This window comes from Bacillus alkalisoli (assembly GCF_002797415.1).
Lineage (GTDB): Bacteria > Bacillota > Bacilli > Bacillales > Bacillaceae_I > Bacillus_CD > Bacillus_CD alkalisoli.
Genome location: NZ_KZ454944.1, coordinates 2,760,313 through 2,775,872, shown reverse-complemented (window position 1 = coordinate 2,775,872; position 15,560 = coordinate 2,760,313). Strand labels below are relative to the sequence as shown.

Genomic DNA, 15,560 nt, shown 5'->3' with positions numbered 1-15,560 from the left:
TGTAATATAAGTGAAGTTTAGAATTAATGAAATAAATAAGGTGGTTTCATACTACTAATAAGAAAAAACAGTAAAGGAAGTGGTAATGGGTTTGAAGAAGAAGGGATAACATTATCTATTTGGTATCCCTCGTTTTTTTACTCGGAAATTTCATCTAAAGTCTTTTCGAAACTTGGTGCTAAATGTTGTAAGAAATATTCGACCTCAGGCATACATAATGAATGTATTTTCTGTTCTATTTGATTTTTAGCTACCGCAAATTCCCGGTTGCCAGCAGCAAGCTCTGTCACACATTTTAAATATGCATCTAAAAGATCTGCAGCTTTTACATATTGATAAAGATCTTTTTCATTTTTTTCAGAAATGATACTTTTATAAATATGCTTTAGTTCGTATGGAGCTTGGTTTACTAATCGTTCTGCCGCTAAATCCTCTAGATCTCTAAAGTTCTTTAATATATCTTTGTTATGATGCTTTACGGGTGTTGGTATATCTCCAGTGAAAACTTCTGTCACATCATGAAACAAGGATAGAGTAACGGCACGATCTGTATTAATTTCCTTGTTATATACTTCATTCGCAATCGAACAAAGGCAATGAGTAAGTAACGAAACATGAAATGAATGTTCCGCAACGTTTTCTTTCATCGTATTCCGCATTAAACTCCAACGCTCAATATATTTCAAGCGATATAAATTAGCTAATAAATGACTTTCCATCGTTACACATCCCTATATATTAATACTGGATAAATAGTATCTCATTAGAAGAGTAGCTGGCAAGTGGCAGGAGCTAAAAAGCACCTCTTTCAAGTGAGGTGCAAAGCAATTATCTTATATTGTTAATAAAAGTTTGTTCCCTGATGGATCTATTACTGTGTAGTTATCATCTTCAGTTTCAACTGATGCCCCTAACTTATGCAATCTCTCTATACTAGCCTGCCTATTTTCTTCACTTGGAAAACTAATAGTAAAATGTTCCAAACCAACACTATTATGGCTTGGAGGAGGTGCACCGACGCCGTTCCATGTATTTAACCCAATATGATGATGATAACCATTTGAAGAAACGAAAAGGGCTTGTGTTCCATAGCAACACACTACTTCAAAACCTAAACCGTTACAATAGAACGTTTCGGATTCCTTTAAATCCGAAACGTGTAAGTGAATATGCCCCATTACAGTGCCATTGGAAAGGCCAGACCATTCTTCTCCATTCCGTTCAGAGAGAATATCTTCTATATCTAAACGGTCCGTTGCCATTAACACTTCCCCGTGAGACCATTTCCATTCAGATGCTGATCGATCACAGTAAACTTCAACCCCATTTCCATCAGGATCTACTAAATACAGAGCTTCACTAACAATATGATCGGAAGCACCTTGTAGAGGATAGCGAGTATTCATTAAATGATGAATAAACTTAGCTAATTCTTTTCGACTCGGAAGTAGTATGGCAAAGTGATATAGTCCAGTTGTTCTTAATTGCTTTGGTTCTACTTCATCTAATTGTTCTATCGTTAAAATCGAAGTCTTACCGTTAGCCGATAGGTGAGCTATTTTCTTATCTTGTCTAATAACGTTAAAACCTACAATGTTTTTATAAAATTCTATAGATTTAGATAAGTTTGAAACTTTCAATTGTATATCACGTACATACATAGTAGGGTGAGTATGAAAATGCATGAAGGAATCCTCCTAACATAGATTAGATATATTATTTCCAACTTTAGCATATTCTTTTTAACTTATCTCTTTTTTTGCTTAACCGAAACATTAAACAGTTCTTAACTAGAGGTGATTTTTTTTGAAAGAAAAAACAATCTTACTGAAAAATGGATACGTTGTTGATGTTGAGTCTGGTAGTGTAAGAGAACAGGATATCTTAATGAAGCATGGAAAAATAGCTGCACTGTTGCCGGTTGGAACAACAATAGATAATTTTTCTGATATGAAAATATTTGATATTAGTGGAAAATGGATTATTCCAGGTTTGATTGACATGCATGTACATATTAAGGATGCTTTTGCTCCTATATTTACAGCAGCAGGGATTACAACTGTTCGAAACACTGGCGGTAACGTATTAGAGTTGAGGAGCTTAATAGAAGCACCTCGGGATGCTCCAACTCCAAAAATAGTTTCCGCGGATCGAATTATGGACGGCCCTCCAGGCTTATGGGGGGAAACAAGTCCGTGGAGTATTAACATTGATACAAAAGAAGAAGCCATAAAAGAAGTCAAACGACAAGTTGAGGCTGGGGCAGAATTTGTGAAAGTGTATGGTTGGTTAAGTAGAGAAGTGATGGAAGCTACTGTAGAAGAGGCGAAGAAACATGGGAAAGAAGTGAGCTGTGACTTGCTCTACTCCACAGATGTAAATGCAGTAGATGCTGCGAAGATTGGAGTAAAGTGGAATGAGCATGTATCTGGCGTGGTTCAAGCAATGTACCCAAGCTGGAACATGAGAGCAGAACAATCAGACTGGGATGAGATTAATTGGGAAAAACCAGATGAAGAATTAATTCGAAATATATGTTTAGAGCTTTTAAAATACGATGTCATTCTGTGCCCAACGATGATTTTATTTGACCAACAAGGTAGAGTCCCAGATGTATGGAAGCCTGACAATGAAGTAATAGAAAAAATACAGAAAAACGAAGGCTTAATCCAACAATGGTCTATGATCTCGCAATATGTGGATGCTTTAAAAAAGAATGCGTTATTAGGCACTATAAATAAACGGTTTGCAAAAACCTATGCTGAATTAGGAGGCAGAGTAGTTGCAGGCACAGATACCCCAGCAGGAGTGTGGACATATCCAGGAATGGCGTTACATCGAGAGTTAGAACTTTTTGTTAAAGCTGGATTTACGAAATTAGAAGCACTTAGAGCAGCAACAAGTATGGCAGCGGCAAGCTTGAATAAACCTGAATTAGGAATTATTCAAAAAGGAGCTATTGCAGATCTAGTAGTGCTTAATGCAAATCCTTTAGAGAATATTGAAAACACAAAAGAAATTAACCTAATCATAAAAGGTGGTAAAGTTTATACACAACTAGAACTATTAAATGCAGTGCCATCAGAAGAAGAAGTAAACAAAAAAGAAGAAGAGTTCCTAGCAGAGTTCAACGTAAAAGTTTTAAAAAAATACACTAACATAACGAAAGTGTAACAAGTGCCAGGTAACTGAAAGTCCCTTGTAATATAAGAAAAAGGTGCCTTTAATAGGCACCTTTTTTGATTGAAAAACCTTAGCAAATATAGATGTTTATTTAAAAATTTCATCGAATGTATTTATCATTTCCCATGAAAATTTCGGGAGCATAGATAGGACACTGTGGTTAGTAAGTTCTGCTGAAAAGATAATGGTAGTGAAGAATATGATAGAAAGCAGTGAAATAACTAAATAGCATTTTAGTGAGTCCTTTAGTTCTGAATTGTTTTTCATGATTACTCTCCTTTAATTTTTACTAGTAATTATATTAAAAGTTAAGGAGAGGTATCCACCTTCATAGTATATAGGAGTTAAACACATTCGATATAGCAGGTTATGTTCAACATTTTCAGTAATAATAAATGTAACAGGAGAAAACAAAACATAAAAGGAATGTACAGCATTTTTTACTTTAATACCTTCTTTTTTCTCTTGTTGTATTAAATTTAAACTATTAATCGGACTTTCCATGCTAATAACATAGTCAAAGTCGTATAAGTGGTTATATACTTTTTTGGTATTAACTCCAATATTAATATTACTAGTTTGAAAAATTAAAGAAAAAGAACTAAAAGTAAGGATGAGAATAAATGATATCTTTTTCATATCAATCCTCTTTTCACCATTTCAATAAATGATATTTCCTCCATATTAATTCAAGTTTTTATATTATTCAACAATCTAACAACTGTAATAGTTTAAAATGTTTTTTGAACTAGTTATTAACATTTATTATGTTACACAAATACATGATATAATTAAGTTATGTTACATAAGGAAGGTGATAATGGTTGGAATGTGTAGAGGCTATTAAAGAGTCAAAGCATATCACATTAATGAAAGAACATTTAAAAAAGCAGTCTTTAAGAGACTATTTATTTTTTGTTATGGGGATTAACACAGGAATTAGAATTAATGAATTGTTACATATAAAAGTTAGCGAAGTTATAGAAGATAACGGATGTGTAAAAGAGTTTTATATATCTATAGTAGACGAGCAGTCCATTTATATAAATAATATTGTTCAAAATGCAATTACTATATATGTTCAATCAGAAAAACTTGAATCGAGTGATTATCTTTTTAAATCACGAAAATGTGAAAAACCGATTTCTAGGCAACAAGCATATCGTATTGTTAATAATGCAGCAAACAATGTAGGTCTTTATGGGAAGATTGGGACTCATACGTTAAGAAAGACGTTTGGCTATCATGCATATAAAAAAGGTATAGCTGTTTCCATTTTACAAAGTTTATTTAATCATAATACACCATCCGAAACTTACCGCTATATCGGAATAAATAAAGATGACAAAAATGACAATAACACTTTAAAGATTGATGTTAATTTATAGTTTATTGAAATAAAAAATAGAGATCACATCGTACGGAGGGGAGGAAAATACTATGTTTAATAGTGGGTTTAATGTAGATTCAATTATTTTATTAGGCGCAATGCTATTGATAGTTGGTGTTATTACAACGAAATTTTCAAATAGATTAGGCGTACCAGCACTTGTACTTTTTATTATTGTTGGTATGTTATTTGGTAGTGACGGGCTAGGATTTATTTATTTTGACAATGCAAAATATGCGCAACTAATTGGAATATTTGCGCTTGTAATTATACTCTTTGAAGGTGGTCTTCAAACAAAATGGCCAACAGTAAGGTCTGTACTAATGCCGTCCTTATCTTTAGCCACTATCGGAGTTATCTTAACTTCAACCATTGTAGCATTCGCTGCAAAGCTAATTTTGGATGTCACCTGGCTAGAAGCTTTCTTATTTGGAGCGATTGTAGGTTCAACCGATGCTGCCGCTGTTTTTGCAGTACTGAAAGGTCAAAATATTAAAGCGAGAATGGGTGCGACATTAGAAGCAGAGTCTGGAACAAATGATCCGATGGCGGTATTTCTAACTTTATCCTTTATTCAATTGATTATTGCGTCTGATCCGAATTATTTCACACTAATCATAAATTTCGCTTGGCAAATGTCTACAGGTTTAATTTTAGGTCTTATACTAGGTAAACTCGGATCTATTTCTATTAACAAAATTAACTTGGATTCGAGTGGGTTGTACCCTGTGTTCGCACTAGCCTTCGCTCTATTGACATACAGTATAACAGCATTAATTGGCGGAAGTGGACTCCTTGCAGTATATACAGCCGCATTAATTATAGGGAATTCTGAATTGACTTATCGCCAGTCAATCTTCCGATTTAATGAAGGATTTGCTTGGATGATGCAAATCTTAATGTTTACTATACTTGGCTTATTAGTTTTTCCAGGACAACTTTTTCAATGGGATATTATTTGGAAAGGGCTAGTTTTATCTTTAGTTCTAATGGTTGTTGCTAGACCTATTGCAGTCTTCTTATCTACAATCGGGATGAAGTATAAATTTAATGAAAAAGTCTTTTTATCTTGGGCAGGTCTTCGTGGAGCTGTGCCAATTGTATTAGCTACTTTCCCTATGATTGCTGGGTTGCCAAATAGCCAATTATTCTTCAATGTAGTGTTCTTCGTAGTTCTTACATCTACATTAATACAAGGTTCAACTATTACGCTCCTTGCTGAAAAATTAAAATTAGTTGGAGTGAAAAAGGTGAGTTCTCCTCATTCGTTAGAGTTAGTATCGATAGGAAAAGCGAATGCGGAAATAATTGAATTTGAAGTAAATTCAGATGCAGAAATAGTAGGGAGAAAACTTGTAGATATAGATTTCCCTAAAGGTACATTAATAAATGCAATTATTCGGGAAGATAGATTAGTAACTCCTTCTGGAGATTCAACTATTAAAGAACAAGATATTCTTTACGTTTTAACTGATAGAAAAAGTAAAAAGCAATTAGAAAGTCTATTAAATGAAAAAAGAGAAGAAGAAAATAGAGAAATTAGCAAGGAACCTGTTACATCATCAAATAAGTAAACGAAACAAAATATTACAAGAGTGTAACCGTACCTGTTACACTCTTGTAATATTATAATTTTCCTTTTTGAAAACCATGGAATATTTTAACAACTGCGATCGAGGACGCAATTGCTGCAACATAGTACAAGGATAGATATAAGAATGTAAATCCTTCTCCCATATAGAAAAGACCGTGGGATTTTAATATCGGTTTTATAATAAAGGAAAATGCACATATTCCAATCAAAGTAACTAAATAGAAACGCTTTTTATTATGATATGTATATTGATAAATAAGCATAAAACTTATCGGAATAAGAGAAGCATCCAGAGCGATATTAGCGGCTACATAAGTTGAAATTTGATAAGGATATCCCCAAAACCCCATTCTTATCCCATAAATATCTAAGTAAGATGCAATAGTATGAACTGCAAAACCATAAAAGCCAATCTCAAATGCTTTTTTACGATCAAGTACTTTATACAGAATAAAGATTGGGAAAAGAAGCATAAAGACATTCGTCCAAAATTGCCAAGTATGGAAACTAGAATATTGTTCCCAGTATTTATCCATAAACTCATACAACTCCACACGCGTCTCCACAATTTTAAGAAACATTTCTTTTTGCTTCAATACCTCACCTCATTTCACTAATACTTACAGGTATTTTTGCCTATTTTGTAATTATTATTAGTGAAATCAATGAGATTTGAAAAGAGCTCGAAACTTATAATCTCAATAGGTTGTTATATTAACTTCTTAAAAATCCACCTTCCGAATGAATTATCTGACCCGTAATCCAACCACCTTCTTCATTCACCAGAAAATTTATTAAGTTCGCTACATCCTCTGGTTTTCCAATTCGTCCTAAGCCAAATTTTGGCCTTAAATAGTCTCTAATTTCATCATTCATCCAAGTAGAATCAGTTGGTCCAGGATTTATAGCGTTAACTGTAATACCAATAGGAGCCAATTCAGCAGAAAGAGATTTCGTAAATGCGGAAATAGCTCCTTTTGTTGCAACATAGGCCAGCTCTCCAGGCATAGGAGAAATATCTTGCCCAGAAGTCATATTGATAATTCTGCCAGAACTTAGATTACTCACTTTATATCTTTTAGCAAATTCGGTACAAAGTAAAAACGTAGTTCTCATGTTAACGGCATAATGAATATCAAGGGTTTCAGCATCTAACAATTCGTACCCATCATTTGTGGAATGCGCTGCATTATTGACTAAAATAGATGGAATCCCTAAGCTGCTTTCCACTGCTTTCATAACGTTACTGGCTGCATCTTTAGTGGAAAAGTCAATTTCAGCACAGTCAGTTTTGACTCCAAGAGCTTTAAGTTCATTTATAAATTGTTCTAGCCATCCAATTTCAGCTTTCCAATGAGTAAAAAATACATCCACACCATTGCTAGCCAGTTTCCTACAAATTGAGGTACCCATATCTACTTCACTACTAGCGCCAGTTACGACCGCAATTTTTCTATCTAATTTCTGCAAGTTCTAATCCTCCTAATGTGAAAATAAAATCTTACCCCCAATTTTTATTTACTTATTCTATAATACATTTTTCTGAAAAAGATTGTATAATTTTTCTTTTTTTGAAATAATTTATATATTTTGTTCTAAAATACTTTGCAATTTTAAAAAAGGTATTCAATTATTTTTATTTGGGGGAATACTTTTTGTCTACACAATAAAGGGTGGTAGGAATTGCTTTAGTAACAGCAGTAGCAGTTCTAGGGGAAGCATTGCTATTTATCGTTTTACCTTTATATTGGAGAGAGTTTGGATTAACTGCTATTTGGCAAATTGGTATTCTACTATCGATAAACCGTTTTGTGCGATTACCTATAAATCCACTAGTTGGATTGTTCTATAAACATTTTCAATTAAGAACTGGTGTATTTATAGCCTTATCACTTGCCGTAATTACAACCTTCTCTTACGGAACGATACAAAGCTTCTGGGTGTTAGTTTTTATGAGAGCGTTATGGGGAGTTGCCTGGTCCTTGCTGAGATTAGGTGGCTTTCTAACTGTAATAGATGTTACGAATGATCATAATCGCGGGAAATTTGTTGGACTTTATAATGGAATTTGGGGATTAGGGGGGTTAATAGGAATGCTTGCAGGAGGATTCCTTGTTGATCAAACTTCCATTTTCTTTGTCACAACAATATTTGCGGCTCTGGGATTAATTGCCATTCCTGCTGTAATTCTACTAGTTCCAGTTTCAAAAAGAACAAATCAAACAGAAAATTCACCTAAAGTTAAGAAAAAATGGTTAACCCCGTACGTAAGCATGGTATTTGTTACAGGAGCGACAATGGGCTTTATAGTTTTTGGGCTATTTGCTTCTACATTAAGCCCTTTAATTGAAATAGCATACTTAGAACATTGGACAGTAGCTCAATTTACTATTGGGGTTGCTAGTCTTGCAGGTATTTTACAAGCTATAAGATGGGGATGGGACCCATTTGTAGCACCGTGGATCGGAAAACAACTATATTCAAAACAAAGGATGTTAAAAGTATTACTCATTCCACTATTTTTTGGTGGCGCTATGTTAATTTTCCTAGGGATTATTCAATCCATTTATATACTTATTAGTGGATTATTGATTTTTCAGCTACTTTCAACTATCTTTGTGACTACTACTGATACCATTGCAACGAATGCTGCCGCACACTTGGATAAAGTAAAAGTAATGACTGTTCACACAGTTGTAGTCGATATAGGTGCAGCGTTAGGGCCATTCGTAACATTTTCCTTACTTGGCATAATCGGATTATCATCTGTTTACATAGTTGCTGGTCTAATACTAATTATGTTAGGTTCGACGTGGGTGTTATTTTTAAAAAAATTCTAATTACTGGTTAAAGCAATACACCTACTCTTAAGGTCGTATTGCTTTTTTCGTTCATTTTCTGTTCATAATAATATGCTATTGTAAACAGTGACAAGTTAATTAAACAAGTGTTATTGAGGTGAAAATATTGAAAGAGCAGATAAAAGTATTAATAGTAGAAGATGATCCAAATATATGTGACCTCATTCAGTTATATATGGACAAACAAGGATACAACTCAAACATTGCTTTAGATGGCGAAGTAGGTTTAGCTAAATTTTACGATGAAAAACCGGATTTCGTTTTGCTAGACATCATGCTACCTGAAATGAATGGTTGGGAAGTATGTAAGATGATTCGTTTAGAAAATAAGCATATACCTATTATCATGCTAACTGGTAAAGGTGAAAGCTATGATAAAATACGCGGATTAGAATTAGGGGCAGATGACTATATTGTAAAACCATTTGACCCAAATGAATTAGTTGCGCGTATGAAAGCTGTTTTAAGAAGAAGTTCTAGAAAAGAAGAACGGAAAGAAAACATTAAGCTAGGTTCTATATTTATTGATGTGAATCAATTTAAAGTATTTCTTCGTGATACTGAAGTCTCCCTGCCTAAAAAAGAGCTAGAACTCATTTATTTTCTAGCCTCCAATCCTAATCAAGTTTTTACTAGACAACAACTATTAGATAGAATTTGGGGAGATAGTTTTGAAGGTGATTCGAGAACGGTGGATGTTCATATTAAGAGGTTGCGAGAAAAACTAAAAGAAAAAAACTTGTTGATTCAAACGATTAGAGGAATAGGATATAAACTAGAAATAGGTGAAAAATAATGATTAAAACTAGTATATTTCGAAAACTTTTTATTACCTATTCCTTTATCGTAATGTTTTCTTTCCTATTATTTAATTCTATCTTTCTTTATCTATTTCATATTCAACTTTATAGTAATTACGAAGATACGTACAATTTTCACCACGAGCAAATTAAAGAACAACTGGATCAATCCGAGATTAAAAAATGGGATGACTCTATCTTGAATTCATCCCTTCAAAGTAGTTTACAACAAAAAAACAGTAGTATTTTTCTTTTTGATAAAGAAGGGAAACTAGTGTACGAGCCAACAAGTAGTAAGATTACGTCCTATAAAATAGAAGAAAAAGTGAATGAAATGCTAACGTCTGGAGAGAAGTTAGCTGGTGGAATGAAAATTGAACAGGATTTTATTTATATATACTCAGATCAATCTCCATTAGATGAAAATGGTTTTTTCATGGTGATTGTCTATCATGATTTGTTACACGAATATGAACAAGTAATATGGATGGTATTATTCACTTTAATCATCACCATTTGTGTTGCTGGAATCATCCTTTGGTTTATTTCTAGGAAAATTACAACTCCGCTAAGGGAAATGAATAAGATTGCATTAAAAATGGCTAAAGGGGATTTCTCCGAAGAAGTGATTATCGCTACAAAAGATGAAATTGGCCAACTCGGAGAGAGCTTTAATTATATGGCAACGGAATTAGAAAGTTTAGAAGAGATGCGAAGAGAATTTTTAGCAAATGTGTCTCATGATTTACGTTCCCCACTAACATCTATCAAAGGTTTTCTAATCGCATTATTAGATGGAACAATACCTAATGAAAGAAAAAAACATTATTACTTACTTATGAAAGAAGAAACAGAACGATTAATAAAGTTGGTGAATGATTTATTAGAAGTGTCGCAGTTAGAGTCAGGTCAATTAAAACTCTATCCGAAAAACTACAACTTAACTGAACAATTACGTGTTATAACTGCAAAATTGGAACCACAATTAAAGGGGGCGAAAATGGATATTAAGTTTCAAACACCAAAAGAGGATCTATATGTATTCGCTGACCAAGATAGAATGGAACAAGTTTTTATCAATTTAATTGGCAATGCAATTCACTTTTCTCCTGCTCATAGCTCCACCTATTTGAAACTAGAAAAAGAAAAAGACAAAGTAAAGATAATAGTGCGTGACGAAGGAATAGGAATAAAAGAAGAGGAACTTCCTTTTATATGGGATAGATTTTATAAATCAGACAAAGCACGCTCGAAAAAAATTGGTACGGGGATTGGACTTTCCATTGTGAAATCTATTATTTTACTGCATGAATCAGATATAAAGGTAAAAAGTGAAGTAGGAATTGGAACTGAATTTACATTCTCTTTACAGATATCAAACAATCGATAAAAAATGTTTGTTCATATTCCATTCATATTCATAGGTTAATATAGATTTTGTTAATGACGAATAAATAGACAAGAATGTCAGAAATGAGGAAAAGATGATAAGGTTAGCTGAATTAACATCGAAAAGAAAATGGGTTTGGCTTATTGTTGGTATTTGGATAATACTTGCAGGTGCTTTAAGTGCTGCACCATCTGCCAATGACTATAAAGTAAACACGGGAGAAAATGATTTACCTAAAGATACCCAGTCAGTTGTAGCTAGCGAGAAGCTTGAAAACTATTTTCCTGATGACAGCGGATTACTAGGGTTGTTAGTTTTTTATAATGAAAAAGGTTGGAATAAAGATAACTATCAACAAATAGACAAAGTGAGTGAATGGATAACAGATAAAACGGACGAGTTTGCAATTGAATCCTCTGTTCCATTTCACCTCTTTCCAAATGAAACAAAAGAAGCGTTCCTATCAGAAAGTGGTACAACACTCGTTTTACCTCTTATGATGAAAGATAGTGTAGAGATGGCTGACATTAATACTGCAGTCAATGCTATTCAACAATTTGCAGATGAGTTATTAGTAGCGGGCTCTTTAAAAATTACAGGTCCTGCTGGAATTGCATCTGACACAATTGCTATTTTCTCTAATGCTGACTTAGTTTTACTATTTTCTACAATTGCACTAGTACTTGTATTATTAATCGTTATTTATCGCTCTCCGTTACTAGCAATTATTCCGTTAGTAGCAGTAGCAATTGTGTATCAAGTAGTAGATAGAGTGTTAGGAATGTTTGCTGCAAATGAAGTGTTTGCCATTGAAGCACAATCTTTATCGATTGTGATGATTTTGCTATTTGGGGCAACAACGGATTACTGTTTATTTGTTTTCTCTCGTTATCGTGAGGAACTACGTAAAACGGAAAATAAGTATGAAGCAATGCGTGAAGCTGTGAAAGAAGTGGCTGAGCCAATATTCTTTAGCGGTGGTACGGTATTTGCTGCTATGTTAGTTTTATTATTAGCAACCTACGGACCGTATCAAAATTTCGGCCCTGTTTTTGCGATTACAATCGTTATCGTATTATTAGCTGGTTTAACGCTAGTACCTGCATTGTTTACGATTTGTGGTCGTCGTGCGTTTTGGCCAGCGATCCCAAAGGTTGGAGAAAAAACGTTACAAAAAAACCGCTTTTGGAGTCGAATCGGTTCTTTTGTAACAAAGAAGCCATATGTTGCTGGAGGAATTGTATTAGTATTTTTAATGATTAATGGATTAAACGCTTTATCCATCCAATATTCTTTTAATCTTATTAAATCTTTTCCAGAAGATATGAACTCAAGAGTTGGCTTTGAGCAATTAGAAGCAGAGTTTCCTGCTGGCGAACTCGCTCCGGTGACAGTTCTATTAGAAAAGAAATCAACCTATACATTTGATAATGAAGAACTAAGGGCATTAGAAAATTTAAGTGAGAACCTTTTATCATTAGAAGGAGTGCTTTCTACCACTTTTCCCGATATGGATGTGATTGAGACTGGTGGACGAATAGGTAGTCGTTGGTTGGATGATCAAGAAAAAGCATTAAAATTTGATATTGTTTTAGATATGAATCCATATGACAAAGAAGCACTAGACGCTCTGACTCAATGGAGCGAGCAAAAAGATGACCTATTAGTGGAAAGTGGGTTATCATTGGATGAGTATGCCATTCATTTTACTGGTCAAACTGCTAAACAAGCAGATATACGTGCAATAAATGATAGAGATACATTAATCGTAATTATCGTGGTTACATTGGTTATTTTTGGGATGTTAATATTCCATAGTCGTTCTCTTATTGCGCCTATTTATATGATGGCTACGATTTTACTTTCTTACGCTTCAGCATTAGGGTTAAGTTGGTTTATATTTGAAAACTTCTTCGGTTATGAAGGAATGAGCTATCGCATACCACTATATTCCTTTGTTTTCCTTGTGGCGCTTGGTGTAGACTATAATATAATGTTAATCTCTCGAATAAAAGAAGAGAATAGAAGATTCAGCATGCAAGAATCTGTCCGCCGTGGTGTTGCTTTAACAGGTGGAGTTATTTCTTCTGCAGGATTAATACTTGCTGCAACGTTCGGTGTATTAATGACTCAACCGATTTTAGAGTTATTCATGTTCGGCTTTATTGTAAGTATTGGTATTTTAATGGATGCTTTCTTAGTTCGCGGAATGCTCGTACCTGCGATTGTGTCAATACTTGGTCATTGGAATTGGTGGCCGTCAAAAATAAAAAAAGATTCAGGAGAAAAGGAGTTTACAAATGAATAGAACAAAAATGTTATTACGTTTTTCTGCAATATATGCAGCAATTGGTGTGTTTATCGGTTCACATATGGCTGGAGCGGGCTCACACCTTTTCCGAGCAATTCATGCTCATATTTTATTAGTTGGCTGGCTTTCACTTTTTGCCTTTGCAGTATTTTATGCTCTTTTTAAAATACCAAAACAATCTAAACTTGCGTCACTACACGTTTGGACAGCGATCATTGGTAGCTTTGGTTTAACGTTCGGGATGTATATGCAATACTTCCGACCAGAATGGGCACCAGAAACGTTTACATTAGTTTTCTATATAGTTGGTGGAACAATTTTAATGGTCAGTTTTTTCGTCTTTCTAGCAATGACTTTTGTTTTTGGAAACTTGTTTAAAGAAAAAGAATAATAGTATGATAGATAAAGAACCTATTCCAAATTCTGGAGTAGGTTCTTTTTTAAAAACGAAACCAGTTCCAACTTCTAAACGTCAAATTAAAAAGGGGGGCGGAAAAATTGAAAAAAATTTTAATTAAGCTAAAAGTTAGTTTGTTAACTTTACTTTTGTTGCTGTTGCTACCTTCAACTTTGGTATTAGCTGCATCTTATGACTTGCTCAAACCAGAAGAAGTAGAAAAAAGAGCACATTTCATTGTTAGAGGAACATATGATTTCAAAGCCGATAGTATCTCAGGTGGACATATGTATAGAGGATTTGAGTTTATGGTAAAAGAAGTTATTTATGGAGATGTTGAAACTGGAAGAATGATTATTGGTTTACAAGTTTATGATGATGGTTGGGTTAAAGAACACCAAGAACAAGGCGGGGAGTTTTTACTTTTTGCTGAAAAACATGATTTAAACGAATTTTATGTTCCTGTTCTTGGGACAAATGGACTTATTCCTATTTTAGATGGTAAGGTTTTGGATGAAGATAAGAAAAGAGCTACCTATTTTGAAAAATTCATGGATGGAAATAAAGGAGAAAATACACAATTATATGTTATTGTTGCTACGATAATAGTTTTTGTTCTTATTGTAGTAGTTAAAAAAAGGAAACCGCACCTTTCTAGAGAATAAGATAATCTGGGAGGTATGTTGAAATGTATCAATATTATAATGGATTTGTCATAAGAGAAGGTACGGAAGGTGTACCTTCTGAAAGTGTTGAGGAGCTATTTCAAGATGCTGGTTGGGCGAGAGAAACTCCGGAATGGCAAAAAGAAAAATACACGTTAATTTTTCAAAACTCAACCTGGGCTTTTACGATTTGGGACAGAGATCAGATGGTGGGTATGATAAGGGTTATTTCTGATAAGATAATGGCAGCAAATATTATGGACTTAGTAGTACACTCTAGATATAGGGGCCAAGGGCTAGGGCAGAAATTAGTTTCCTTATGTGTGCAAAAGCTTCCACATGGTGATTGGTTTGCACATACATCTGCTGACAACTTTTCGTTTTATAAAAAGTGTGGGTTTGAAGTGAAAGACTTAAAGAAAAATGGGACATGCGCGTATTATGGCTTTAGTCAAGCAAGAAAAGATGGACATCGGTAAGAGAGGAGAAAGAAATGAACTTAGTTATTGCAACAAGCGGGGGATTATCCATTTTAGATTCAGTAATTCAATTGATTGTGTTTCTAATTATAATAGCAATACCTATAATTATCATCGTAAGATTAACTAGGAAGAAGCATGATCGATTAAAGGGTGTTGAGAATAAACTGGACAAAGTAATTCAATTATTAGAAAAAGAAAAAAATAATTCAAAGTAATGCAGGAAGGGGAACAATCCCTTCCATTATTATTTCATATGTTGTTTAATATTTTCAGGTATCATGACAACCGTTGTCTCTAAATCTACTGGTTGGAAAATCGGATCAATACATTCATTCCAATATCTTAGGTGAATTTTATCAATTTCATGTGTAGAATCATTTACTTCGATTCCACGATTACCCTGAACAGAATACCAATATAAATACTCTTCTCCATTTAACACTTCTCGAAAAACCTAAGCCAGAGGCAAAGTGACCGAAGCGAGAGG

At 33.9% G+C, this 15,560-nt stretch carries 19 protein-coding genes; 12 read left to right on the top strand and 7 right to left on the bottom strand.

Annotated features, from left to right (window positions below; genetic code table 11):
- Positions 1-137 precede the first annotated feature (137 nt).
- Positions 138-719 carry a 5'-deoxynucleotidase gene (gene yfbR / locus CDZ89_RS13840; RefSeq protein WP_100333831.1) on the bottom strand — a complete coding sequence of 194 codons (582 nt, stop codon included), beginning with the start codon at positions 717-719 and terminating at the stop codon, positions 138-140.
- 114 nt (positions 720-833) lie between these two features.
- Positions 834-1,685, bottom strand: a complete 852-nt coding sequence (locus CDZ89_RS13835; protein ID WP_100333830.1) for a VOC family protein — start codon at positions 1,683-1,685, stop codon at positions 834-836.
- A gap of 121 nt (positions 1,686-1,806) precedes the next feature.
- On the opposite strand from CDZ89_RS13835, the gene CDZ89_RS13830 reads away from it, so the two are divergent.
- Positions 1,807-3,174 (top strand): amidohydrolase family protein, encoded by a 1,368-nt coding sequence (locus CDZ89_RS13830; protein ID WP_227521508.1) that lies wholly within the window; start codon positions 1,807-1,809, stop codon positions 3,172-3,174.
- A 96-nt stretch (positions 3,175-3,270) separates the two neighbouring features.
- On the opposite strand, the gene CDZ89_RS13825 is transcribed toward CDZ89_RS13830, so the two are convergent.
- Together CDZ89_RS13825 and CDZ89_RS13820 are read right to left on the bottom strand one after the other, a co-directional pair.
- Entirely contained in the window at positions 3,271-3,450 is a 180-nt protein-coding gene (locus CDZ89_RS13825) for a hypothetical protein (RefSeq protein WP_096155032.1), read from the bottom strand.
- A gap of 12 nt (positions 3,451-3,462) precedes the next feature.
- Positions 3,463-3,822, bottom strand: coding sequence for a hypothetical protein (locus CDZ89_RS13820; RefSeq protein WP_100333829.1), 360 nt, complete (start codon positions 3,820-3,822; stop codon positions 3,463-3,465).
- 185 nt (positions 3,823-4,007) lie between these two features.
- On the opposite strand from CDZ89_RS13820, the gene CDZ89_RS13815 reads away from it, so the two are divergent.
- Both CDZ89_RS13815 and CDZ89_RS13810 read left to right on the top strand, forming a co-directional pair.
- Positions 4,008-4,571, top strand: coding sequence for a tyrosine-type recombinase/integrase (locus CDZ89_RS13815; RefSeq protein ID WP_096155030.1), 564 nt, complete (start codon positions 4,008-4,010; stop codon positions 4,569-4,571).
- Positions 4,572-4,623: 52 nt separating this feature from the next.
- Complete coding sequence (locus CDZ89_RS13810; protein WP_096155029.1) at positions 4,624-6,147, top strand: potassium/proton antiporter; 1,524 nt, start codon at positions 4,624-4,626, stop codon at positions 6,145-6,147.
- A 52-nt stretch (positions 6,148-6,199) separates the two neighbouring features.
- Here the strand turns inward: CDZ89_RS13810 and CDZ89_RS13805 are convergent, their stop codons facing one another.
- Positions 6,200-6,763, bottom strand: coding sequence for a CBO0543 family protein (locus CDZ89_RS13805; protein ID WP_096155028.1), 564 nt, complete (start codon positions 6,761-6,763; stop codon positions 6,200-6,202).
- A gap of 118 nt (positions 6,764-6,881) precedes the next feature.
- Complete coding sequence (locus tag CDZ89_RS13800; protein WP_096155027.1) at positions 6,882-7,637, bottom strand: SDR family oxidoreductase; 756 nt, start codon at positions 7,635-7,637, stop codon at positions 6,882-6,884.
- A 203-nt stretch (positions 7,638-7,840) separates the two neighbouring features.
- Here CDZ89_RS13800 and CDZ89_RS13795 point away from each other — a divergent pair, with 203 nt between their 5' ends.
- The 9 genes from CDZ89_RS13795 (at position 7,841) to CDZ89_RS13760 (ending at position 15,288) form a co-directional block, all read left to right on the top strand.
- Complete coding sequence (locus CDZ89_RS13795; RefSeq protein ID WP_227521507.1) at positions 7,841-9,007, top strand: MFS transporter; 1,167 nt, start codon at positions 7,841-7,843, stop codon at positions 9,005-9,007.
- A gap of 127 nt (positions 9,008-9,134) precedes the next feature.
- Positions 9,135-9,824 carry a response regulator transcription factor gene (locus tag CDZ89_RS13790; protein ID WP_096155026.1) on the top strand — a complete coding sequence of 230 codons (690 nt, stop codon included), beginning with the start codon at positions 9,135-9,137 and terminating at the stop codon, positions 9,822-9,824.
- A complete protein-coding gene (locus CDZ89_RS13785; RefSeq protein WP_096155025.1) occupies positions 9,824-11,218 on the top strand; it encodes a HAMP domain-containing sensor histidine kinase in 1,395 nt (464 codons plus the stop codon). The genes CDZ89_RS13790 and CDZ89_RS13785 overlap by 1 nt, the downstream gene beginning before the upstream one ends.
- A gap of 94 nt (positions 11,219-11,312) precedes the next feature.
- Positions 11,313-13,526: an MMPL family transporter gene (locus CDZ89_RS13780; protein WP_100333828.1), complete on the top strand. Its 2,214-nt coding sequence runs from the start codon at positions 11,313-11,315 to the stop codon at positions 13,524-13,526.
- Entirely contained in the window at positions 13,519-13,920 is a 402-nt protein-coding gene (locus CDZ89_RS13775; RefSeq protein ID WP_096155023.1) for a hypothetical protein, read from the top strand. The genes CDZ89_RS13780 and CDZ89_RS13775 overlap by 8 nt, the downstream gene beginning before the upstream one ends.
- Before the next feature lie 4 nt (positions 13,921-13,924).
- Positions 13,925-14,047, top strand: a complete 123-nt coding sequence (locus tag CDZ89_RS20315) for a hypothetical protein (RefSeq protein ID WP_255249801.1) — start codon at positions 13,925-13,927, stop codon at positions 14,045-14,047.
- On the top strand, positions 14,028-14,591 hold the full coding sequence (locus CDZ89_RS13770; RefSeq protein WP_096155022.1) for an energy-converting hydrogenase B subunit EhbP: 564 nt from the start codon (positions 14,028-14,030) through the stop codon (positions 14,589-14,591). Before CDZ89_RS20315 ends, CDZ89_RS13770 begins: the two co-directional genes overlap by 20 nt.
- 23 nt (positions 14,592-14,614) lie before the next feature.
- Positions 14,615-15,070, top strand: coding sequence for a GNAT family N-acetyltransferase (locus tag CDZ89_RS13765; RefSeq protein ID WP_096155021.1), 456 nt, complete (start codon positions 14,615-14,617; stop codon positions 15,068-15,070).
- Positions 15,071-15,084: 14 nt separating this feature from the next.
- On the top strand, positions 15,085-15,288 hold the full coding sequence (locus CDZ89_RS13760) for a DUF4083 family protein (protein ID WP_096155020.1): 204 nt from the start codon (positions 15,085-15,087) through the stop codon (positions 15,286-15,288).
- Between the two features lie 29 nt (positions 15,289-15,317).
- Here the strand turns inward: CDZ89_RS13760 and CDZ89_RS13755 are convergent, their stop codons facing one another.
- Positions 15,318-15,515, bottom strand: a complete 198-nt coding sequence (locus tag CDZ89_RS13755; protein ID WP_096155019.1) for a DUF6176 family protein — start codon at positions 15,513-15,515, stop codon at positions 15,318-15,320.
- Positions 15,516-15,560 lie beyond the last annotated feature (45 nt).